Raw genomic sequence first — 9218 nt, 5'->3', positions numbered from 1 at the left:
CGATTACCTGTCAGCTCAAAGATTTGCTCACCCACCAGACGATATTCAAAATAAGCATCCCCCAACTTTTTGAACACGTGCTCAGGCTTATAATTACCAATCTTTTTTAAGTAATAGTCCGATCCTAAAAATTTACTTGGGTTGATAAAATCCTGTCGCGTCTCAACTAAAAACGGCACATCCGGTGATTGGGTCTGAGCCAATTCTGTCTTAACAGAGCTAAGCCCATCTTGCGTTGGCACCTGTATGGATTCTGGTGCGGGTGTTTGGATACTCGGTGCAAAAAGCCCTTTGTGCCCTTTCAAACCATTGATAATACCGTCCAATCGATCATCACTAATCAGTGGTTTGGAACCGTCAAAATCGGTGTTTTTAACACCAGCCAAACCTTTCTCGCCAGAGCTTAAGCCAACTTGCTCAACCCCCTCACGCACCGCATGATTATCAATATAGCCTGTCAACTTGGCATCAAGCGTGCCACCAGCTTCAATCGTGCCGTAAACAGCATCATAAGTGCGTTTGGTTGTTTGGGTATCAGTATAATGTCCCTCATCTGTTATACCCTTGTCCCCAATTGTACACCCTGCATTAAGCAGAGTGCATTGCTTTTTCCTGCGATGTGTTTCAGTTACAATCTTGGTTGTTTCGATTAAATCGCGCCCCTCATTGAGCAGAGTATCACCCTGCATCTCAATGTTGCCATTAGCAGCAATCAAACTATAACTATTGCGGATATCACCGGCATGAACCGTGAGATGACGTCCTACTAAAATCTGTGCAGCATTATTGATAAAATGAGGCTGTTGACGGCTAATTGTAGTGTCAACATCTTCCTTTATCTGATGGTGTTTAACATTAGTGCCTTTGGATTCATATAAAATAATTGCAATCAACATATTGACTTTATTGTGTTTTTTGATATTATTCCGATTACTTACACAGAGCGTTCATATTCTTGTTGTTTCAGGCGCGACAATTCGCTCCGATAGCAGACAACATCCAGCCAATCCATCTGGTTGAGCTCTGAAGGGGACCAATGAAAATACAGCGCTAATTCCGCTCCAAATTGTCTGGCTGAGAGAATTGGCGTTGCGTAAAAAAGAGAAAAAAGCCTTCAAAATCGCGATAATACCAATTGATCATAGCGCACTCCCCTATGCCGTAAATATGCAAAAACAACTTACTAAATAAGTGCCAAAATCACATCTCAACGCACCATTAATCCCCTACGTAGTCTTCAAACCAGCTAAGTTTTTGTGCTAACATCGTAAGATAAAACAAGGGTCAATATCAGACACCACTGCCTTACCCAGATATCTTGCGAAAACCCATTCCTTAGAACGCGTTCTAGCGTCTTTTCTCTATATGACCACTGCTTGTATTTCACTTGTAAAACATAGATTCTATTCATAACAACGTTCTACTCTTCAAAAAACTCTAAATGAATACATGGTCCTTATTCCCACACGCAGAACTCTTCGCTATTCACCTCGCTTTTTTCTGCAATAATGCACCCCTTATGCGCTAAAAAACATACGGACACAGCCCCATTTATACCGATATAAAACAATTAACTCTTGCATCATCAATTTATTAACAACTGTAATGTTAATCTATATATTAATTGCAAAAAAAATATTCAAAACAATAAACTAGCTTTTTCTATCCAAAACACCTATAGACCACTTGTTATTGTAGGCCAGTTTCCTGTCTCTTCTGCGTGTTTATAGGCACAATAGTTTTTTGGAAGAGAAGTGCTCTTAAGTTTAAACCATTCCTCTAATACTTTTTGCCGTCCATGCACCTTATTTTGATTATCCGCAAGAAAATTGCTAATAAAATTATTCATCTGAGTGGAAGGGATTTGCGGCAGCCACCCCTGTGTCTGTTTTAAAGCAGCAAGGTGATCAACCAAATCACTATAGCAAATTTCCTTACCCTCTAAAATACAAGCCTTTTTCCAATGATTCAGCCTAATACCATTGCCCCGATTTATCGCGCAACGCACCAAATTTCTTTTCAACATTCTCCTGTAGAAAAGATTTTGTTTCTTTATCACTAAGATAATTTATCGCTTGTGTCTCTAAAGCCAATCTATCACGAGTTCCGTTATTTTGTCTATTAGAAACAGCGGCTGGTAGCAGCATTGCAAAGCCAAACAAATGAGCTTTAATACGCTGCTCAAGTTCTTTTCTTCAAACTACCTACACGAATGCCTAATGATTTAGCGATCTCTCTAAGTTCTGTAGTATAAAAACATGTCCCATCAAACTCTTCTATCGTCATCTACTTATGAAATTTTTTCATCCCCTGCTCCTTATTGCTAATGATAAATAACAAGGATATCTAGCTAACAATAATACGAAGATGCCACCTCTTTTTTAAGAATCTTCCTATTAAAAAGTTATAAATACATGCGCGACACAAGATAATCATGAGAATAGTTCTTCAACTGTTCACAAATATATTATATTAATTTCTAGATAGATATTGAGCAATACTTGTCTCACAAAACAAAAACCCTTAAGCTTTATCATGCAATAATACGCGCAAGATGAAAGCTCTTTAATATACTCATTGATTTGAATTCCAATATGACATCCTCGTATACTCAGAAATATCTTTACGCTCACACAACCAACCAACATTATCTCTCTAAATTTTAATAAGAAGAGAGCTATCATCAAGGTTGATTATTAATCCACATAATGCAATTCTTTTCACCAAGCTTTCATATTGATACAAATATAGATACTATTTCAAACGTTATATTTTGCCTATACAAAAAGAAAATAAAAAATTGAGGGTTTCTCTATGATTAATAATATTTACTGCGTTGGGCGCAATTATGTGGAACATGCGCATGAACTTGGCAATATTGTTGAAAACGAGCCCATTATATTTAGCAAGCCGAACAGTTCGCTCATATTAGGAAGTCAAATCTATCTTCCCAATTTTTCCAAAGATATACATTTTGAAACTGAAATTGTGCTCAAAATATCAAAGGATACTTTTATGGTTAGTGAAGTGGAGGCTGTAGGATGCTACGATGCAGTAGCAATAGGTCTCGATCTAACAGCTAGAGATTTGCAAACAAAACTGAAAGAAAAAAAGCTTCCTTGGCTTTTATCTAAAGGATTTAAAGGAGCTGCATACGTTTCTGACTTCATAAACAAAGAAAAAGTAAATGATCCTATAACCTTTGAAATGAGACTGAATGGAAAAACGAGGCAACTTGGCAGTACGAGAGATATGATTTTTAGCTTTGGAAAAATAATATCATTCTTGAGCCGCTACATTCAGTTAAAAGTTGATGATATCATATATACGGGCACTCCACAGGGAGTAGGTAAACTTGCTCCATTGGATGAAATAGAATTATACATCGAAGATAAGTTAATTTCAAAAATAGAGATAAAATAAATCACGAACTACCCACCTTTTTGATAGTCTCATTGTTTTAATTATATCACTTTGATCAAACAGAGATCTTTACCATTGATATAAAAAGAGACTTAAAAAGAGTGTGCTTGCTAGTGTTCCATAGGTGTATGTACCGAAACAGATGCACATGGAGTATTTTCTATATGAGATGTATCAGCGGTTATTCTCAACAATAAAACGTTCTTTTTTAGTAAAACTTATGGGCGGTTGCTATTTATTATATATGGGAGTTAAATTACTTAAATCTGGTATCAATAGCTTAAATTTAAAAGAACACCGTATCAAAGAATGAAAATAATGCTAAGGGTCAATTAAAGATTTTAATCAGCGACATGACCGATTTGATGACATAAATACGAAATTTAAAAATATCGATATTTTATAAACAGCATTCCCTAAATTCTTATTTTTTTCGATGGCATTAAAAAGGAAATTGGATTTATAATAATACATTTTCTCAACATACTTACGTGGTTCACTTGGACGAATATTTATACATATTTTGTGAGCACCCTTTATATAAAAGGTAATGTTTAAAAAAATTATATTAATATAGAAAGAAGAACAATTTTATTTTTGGGGAGAATAAATTATACGATGAACAGAAAAATCCTTTAAGTGGGCTTCTCTGTTTCATCACTATTAATAACAATGCTTTCTCTTATACTAGAATCTATATTCTTACCAATACTTCCCCGTTTTTCTTTGTCGTTAAACTATGAGCTAAGCTCATATCTTTTAAAGCCTCATAAATTAAAATAAAATGCAGAAATCCCGCTTACTTATGCTATTCTTTCATAAAGATGATCATAACAAATTCTTCAATATCATCAGTCTAACACTGTCATAAAAAAGAGCTTTCACAGCTTTATAAGAAAAGTTCTTAAGAAGCCTAATATAGCATAATAATCTATAAATAAAATTTTAAGAAAAAATATATTCCTAAAAACTTTATATCTATCTCTAAAAATAAATAATATCCAAATTAAAAAGTGAAAAAAGAAACATTTATAAAAACAATAGTTAATATGAGTGTTTTATAAGTTTGCATGATAGTGCTAATAATATTTTAATATCAATTAGTCATTGAATAAGCATGATTTAAAAATTCAATATAGGTAATAATTTTTCTCACAAAGCATCTTTTTTATAAAATGAAAAATACCTTTAACAAAAAAGATAAATCCTATATAACATATAAAAACAGCTGTGGAGATATTTTTATGTTAAGTGTACGAACTGCTTCAATTAATCTCACTTATCCTATGGTTAAAATCTTGAGACAATTTTCATTCATTCTTTTCTTAGCATTTTTAATACCGTTTTTAAGTGGATGCGGGTTTAATACCATACCAACAAATGAGGAAAAAGCACAAGCGACATGGAGTGAAGTACTGAACCAATATCAACGTCGCGCAGATCTCATTCCTAACCTCGTGGAAACTGTCAAAGCCTATGCAGCCCATGAACAATCTGTTTTTACGAATGTCATTGAAGCACGCGCTAAAGCAACACAAATCAATATCAATGCAGATATGTTGAATAACCCAGAAATAATGAAACAATATCTCAACAATCAAGCAAATTTATCAAGTGCGCTTTCGCGTCTTATGGCTGTTGTCGAAAACTATCCTGATCTTAAAGCAAATCAGAATTTCCTTGCTCTACAATCGCAGTTAGAAGGAACTGAAAATCGTATCTCTGTTGCACGCCGTGATTATATTGAAGCAGTCCGTATCTACAATACTGCTCTCAAAACAATGCCAACCATGATTTGGGCAAAATTATGGTTTCGTGATGCGAAGCCTATGCCTACTTTTACCATCGATACAAACAGCCAACAAACACCAAAGGTTAATTTTAATTAATGAAATCGTTTCGGCATTTTATACAGCGTAGTGTTTTTCCATTCTTATGGGTCTTTTTGAACACTCTATATCTGATCATTGCGTTGGAAAATGCCACTTACGCGCAGACCAAATTCCCTCCCTTAACTGGTTATGTTAACGATGTAGCCTGCCTGCTTGATAATGAAACAAAGCAGAATCTAACAGAAAAACTGGCTAAACTCGAAGAGAAAGCTGGGGATCAAATTGTTATTGTAACTCTCCCTACTCTTTCAGGAAACGATATAGAGACATATAGCAATTCTCTTTTCCGCAGATGGAGATTAGGTCAAAAACAAATCAATAATGGTGTATTATTTATCATTGCACCCAATGAACGTGAAACACGCATTGAGGTAGGCTATGGTTTGGAAGGAGTATTAACAGACGCTCTTTCCGCAGTTATCGTTAATACTTTTGCTCTTCCTAATTTTCATGAAGGCAACTATCAAAAAGGGATTGTTGAAACAGTTCATGCAATTATCAAAATCATAACAGAAAGTGATTCTGATTTTTCTTTTAGAATCAGACAAAAAGCTAAGCTTGTTGAAGCACAGCGTCACCAAGCTGAAAAAGAAGAAATGATAGCCAATGCAATTATATTTTTAATCCTTTTTATAATGTTTGGTTTGCCTCTTCTCGCCATGATTTTTGGAAAAAAAGTAGGACCGCAGAAATATCTCTGGATGGGTATCATCTTTACACCTTGGTTTTTAAGTTTAAATGCGAGTAGCAGACATTCCGGCAGAATTTTTAGAAATAATTCTAAAGGAGGAGGATTTAGAGGCGGTGGTGGTTCATCTGGTGGTGGTGGTGCTACAGGAAGATGGTAAAATAAATGAAACTTTTTAAGTATAACAACTTCTCTTAAGAAAAAATCCGACAGCTATATTATCTTAATTTTAATAAACAAGTCCATATCTTTTTTGGTAGTTTTTTACTGAATTACAATAAAATCCAATTAAAAAATATAAATATAACGCATGACATCTGAAGTAAAACATATTGATCATAATCACACTCCCCATCAGTTTAAAACAGTTCTTGGGAGTTCCCCTGTTGAATGGAAAATAAGCAACAACTTAATTGAATACCCTGAAGCTCTACGTTATATGCAAGAGCATGTAGAAAAGATTCTAACAGAAAATGCACGTGAACAAGTTTGGCTTCTTGAACATCCTTCCCTTTATACAGCCGGAACAAGCGCAAATAAAAAAGATCTTTTAGATCCTCATTTATTTCCTGTTTATGAAGCAGGTCGTGGTGGTGAATTTACTTATCATGGTCCAGGGCAACGTATTGCTTATATTATGCTTGATCTAAAACGCCGAAAACAAGATATCCGTGCTTTTATTAGAGCATTAGAAGAATGGATCATACAAATGCTTGCAAAGTTTAATATTAAAGGTGAACGCCGTGTTGGTCGTGTTGGTGTCTGGATTAAAAGATCTCATAACGCATCAATACAAAATAATCTTTCTTCAGAAGATAAAATAGCAGCTATAGGCATTCGAGTCCGTAAATGGGTCAGTTTTCACGGAATCTCTATCAATGTTAATCCTAATTTAGCTCATTATTCAGGGATTATCCCCTGTGGAATTGCAAATCACGGTGTAACAAGTTTTTTTGATTTAGGTGTTCCTGTAAAAATGCATGATATTGATATTGCCCTAAAGCAAACATTTGAACAAATCTTTGGTCCAACAATTACTGTTTCCTGAATGCATTGATTTTTAAATAAAAAAAAGGCATAAAATCTATCTTTATTGAGATTTTATTTTATGATGTGGATTATAAAACGCTATGAGCGATAACAGCAAAGATCTTTTTAGTATTTTAAATAATGCTCAATCTCGGATAAACATAAAAGAAAAAAATACGCCATCCCCTGTGAGTTCAAAAGCAATAACTTCGGAAAAAAATACAAAAAGTACCCAAGAGGATGATTATAATGCTCTTTCTATTCGCGTACTTGAAGGCTTAGAGCCTGTGCGTTTGCGTCCAGGGATGTATATTGGTGGAACAGATAGCAAAGCACTTCACCATTTGTTTGCTGAAATTATTGACAATGCTATGGATGAAGCCGTTGCTGGCTACGCAGATTTAATCGACGTATCATTAGATAAGAACGGTTATTTAACAGTAACAGATAACGGACGTGGTATCCCTGTCGAAAATCATCCCAAAATGCCTGATAAATCTACTCTTGAAGTCATTATGACACAACTCCACTCAGGTGGAAAGTTTGATGGAAAAGCTTATCAAACCGCAGGGGGACTTCATGGAGTAGGTATTTCTGTTGTTAATGCTCTTTCTGATGATATGGAAGTCGAAGTAGCACGAGAAAGAAAGCTTTATAGACAACGCTTCTCACGTGGTGTCCCTCAATCTGGATTAGAGGATTTGGGTGATGTTTATAATCGTCGTGGTACACGTGTTCGCTTTCATCCTGATCATAAAATTTTTGGTGAAAAAGCAGCTTTTGATCCAGAAAAAGTTTATAAGATGACACGTTCCAAAGCCTATCTTTTTGGTGGTGTAAAAATTCGTTGGAATTGTGATCCTATCATACTCGAAGGAATCAAAAATATTCCTGAAAAAGCTGTTTTTCATTTCCCTGATGGTCTCAAAGATTATTTGCTTTCATCACTGAAGGATGAATATCAAGTGACGTCAGAGATTTTTTCCGGAAAAGTAAAAAACCATAATGGCCATGGCTCTGTTGAATGGGCTATTGCTTGGCATGGTGGTGATGCATATGTACAGTCTTACTGTAATACTATTCCTACCGGAGAAGGGGGAACACATGAACAAGGACTGCGTCAAGCTCTTTTACGGGGACTGAAGTCTTATGCTGAGTTAATAGGAAATAAACGTGCAACGATCATAACAACCGATGATGTTATGATTTCCACAGCCGCAATACTTTCGGTTTTCATCAAAAATCCTGAATTTGTTGGACAAACGAAAGATCGATTATCCACAATTGAAGCACAACGTATTGTTGAAAATGCAATACGTGATCCTTTCGATCACTGGTTAACGAATTCTCCACAAGAAGCAACAAAACTTCTTGATTGGGTTATTGAGCGTGCTGAAGAACGTATTAAACGACGCCAAAACAAAGAAATAAATCGAAAAACCGCCGTACGTAAATTACGTCTTCCTGGTAAGTTAGCAGACTGCAGCCAAAATTGTGCTGCTGGCGCTGAATTGTTTATTGTTGAAGGTGATTCTGCTGGTGGCTCCGCTAAACAGGCACGCAATAGAGAAAACCAAGCAATTTTACCTCTTCGGGGAAAAATTTTAAATGTAGCCAGTGCTGCATACGAAAAGATGAACTCCAGCCAAACAATTGGCGATCTTATACTTGCACTTGGATGTGGAACACGTTCTAAATACCGTGAAAAAGATCTCAGATATGAGCGTATTATCATTATGACTGATGCAGATGTTGATGGTGCTCATATTGCCTCACTGCTCATTACTTTCTTTTTTCAAGAAATGCCTGACCTTATTCGTCAAGGACATTTATACCTTGCAGTCCCTCCCCTTTACAGAATATCACAAGGAGGAAAAGTTGCTTATGCACGTGATGATACCCACAAAGATGAACTCCTAAAGACTGAATTCACCGGAAAGGCTAAAATTGAAATTGGGCGTTTTAAAGGGCTTGGTGAGATGCGTGCTGAACAGCTTAAAGAAACGACGATGCATCCTCAAAAACGCACATTGTTACGCATTTCTATTGATGCAATGGAAATGCAGGAAACGAAAAATATAGTAGAAAATCTTATGGGAACAAAACCAGAAGCACGATTTCGTTTCATACAAGAAAATTCTACTTTTGCTTCTCATCTCGATATCTAGTTCTCAAGAAATATTCCT

At 35.6% G+C, this 9218-nt stretch carries 7 protein-coding genes and 1 pseudogene; 5 read left to right on the top strand and 3 right to left on the bottom strand.

Annotated elements, in window-relative coordinates; all coding sequences use genetic code 11:
- From ABID23_RS04935 to ABID23_RS04925, 3 genes and pseudogenes are all read right to left on the bottom strand, one after another.
- Nucleotides 1-860 (bottom strand): annotated as a pseudogene (locus ABID23_RS04935) (two-partner secretion domain-containing protein); the annotation flags it as partial.
- A gap of 815 nt (nucleotides 861-1675) precedes the next feature.
- Entirely contained in the window at nucleotides 1676-2008 is a 333-nt protein-coding gene (locus ABID23_RS04930) for a hypothetical protein (RefSeq protein WP_354189915.1), read from the bottom strand.
- Nucleotides 1974-2147 (bottom strand): hypothetical protein, encoded by a 174-nt coding sequence (locus ABID23_RS04925; RefSeq protein WP_354189913.1) that lies wholly within the window; start codon nucleotides 2145-2147, stop codon nucleotides 1974-1976. Before ABID23_RS04925 ends, ABID23_RS04930 begins: the two co-directional genes overlap by 35 nt.
- Nucleotides 2148-2814: 667 nt before the next feature.
- Here ABID23_RS04925 and ABID23_RS04920 point away from each other — a divergent pair.
- The 5 genes from ABID23_RS04920 to parE all read left to right on the top strand — a co-directional run bounded on the left by ABID23_RS04920 (nucleotide 2815) and on the right by parE (nucleotide 9200).
- Nucleotides 2815-3423 (top strand): fumarylacetoacetate hydrolase family protein, encoded by a 609-nt coding sequence (locus ABID23_RS04920; protein WP_354189911.1) that lies wholly within the window; start codon nucleotides 2815-2817, stop codon nucleotides 3421-3423.
- Nucleotides 3424-4667: 1244 nt separating this feature from the next.
- Nucleotides 4668-5312 (top strand): LemA family protein, encoded by a 645-nt coding sequence (locus tag ABID23_RS04915; RefSeq protein ID WP_354189909.1) that lies wholly within the window; start codon nucleotides 4668-4670, stop codon nucleotides 5310-5312.
- Nucleotides 5312-6163, top strand: a complete 852-nt coding sequence (locus tag ABID23_RS04910) for a TPM domain-containing protein (protein WP_354189907.1) — start codon at nucleotides 5312-5314, stop codon at nucleotides 6161-6163. The genes ABID23_RS04915 and ABID23_RS04910 overlap by 1 nt, the downstream gene beginning before the upstream one ends.
- A 150-nt stretch (nucleotides 6164-6313) precedes the next feature.
- A complete protein-coding gene (gene lipB / locus ABID23_RS04905; RefSeq protein WP_354189905.1) occupies nucleotides 6314-7051 on the top strand; it encodes a lipoyl(octanoyl) transferase LipB in 738 nt (245 codons plus the stop codon).
- Nucleotides 7052-7133: 82 nt separating this feature from the next.
- Nucleotides 7134-9200 carry a DNA topoisomerase IV subunit B gene (gene parE, locus ABID23_RS04900; protein WP_354189903.1) on the top strand — a complete coding sequence of 689 codons (2067 nt, stop codon included), beginning with the start codon at nucleotides 7134-7136 and terminating at the stop codon, nucleotides 9198-9200.
- Nucleotides 9201-9218: the final 18 nt, after the last annotated feature.

The organism is Bartonella silvatica, from assembly GCF_040545155.1.
In the GTDB taxonomy this organism is placed as follows: domain Bacteria; phylum Pseudomonadota; class Alphaproteobacteria; order Rhizobiales; family Rhizobiaceae; genus Bartonella; species Bartonella silvatica.
The sequence above is the reverse complement of the archived record's forward strand: the minus strand, read 5'-3'. Positions and strand labels throughout refer to the sequence as shown.

Bases quoted from the DNA above. Each gene is read 5' to 3' on its own strand.
- lipB (WP_354189905.1), top strand. From the start codon at position 6,314: ATGACATCTGAAGTAAAACATATTGATCATAATCACACTCCCCATCAG.
- parE (WP_354189903.1), top strand. From the start codon at position 7,134: ATGAGCGATAACAGCAAAGATCTTTTTAGTATTTTAAATAATGCTCAA.
- ABID23_RS04920 (WP_354189911.1), top strand. From the start codon at position 2,815: ATGATTAATAATATTTACTGCGTTGGGCGCAATTATGTGGAACATGCG.
- ABID23_RS04910 (WP_354189907.1), top strand. From the start codon at position 5,312: ATGAAATCGTTTCGGCATTTTATACAGCGTAGTGTTTTTCCATTCTTA.
- ABID23_RS04915 (WP_354189909.1), top strand. From the start codon at position 4,668: ATGTTAAGTGTACGAACTGCTTCAATTAATCTCACTTATCCTATGGTT.
- ABID23_RS04925 (WP_354189913.1), bottom strand. From the start codon at position 2,147: ATGCTGCTACCAGCCGCTGTTTCTAATAGACAAAATAACGGAACTCGT.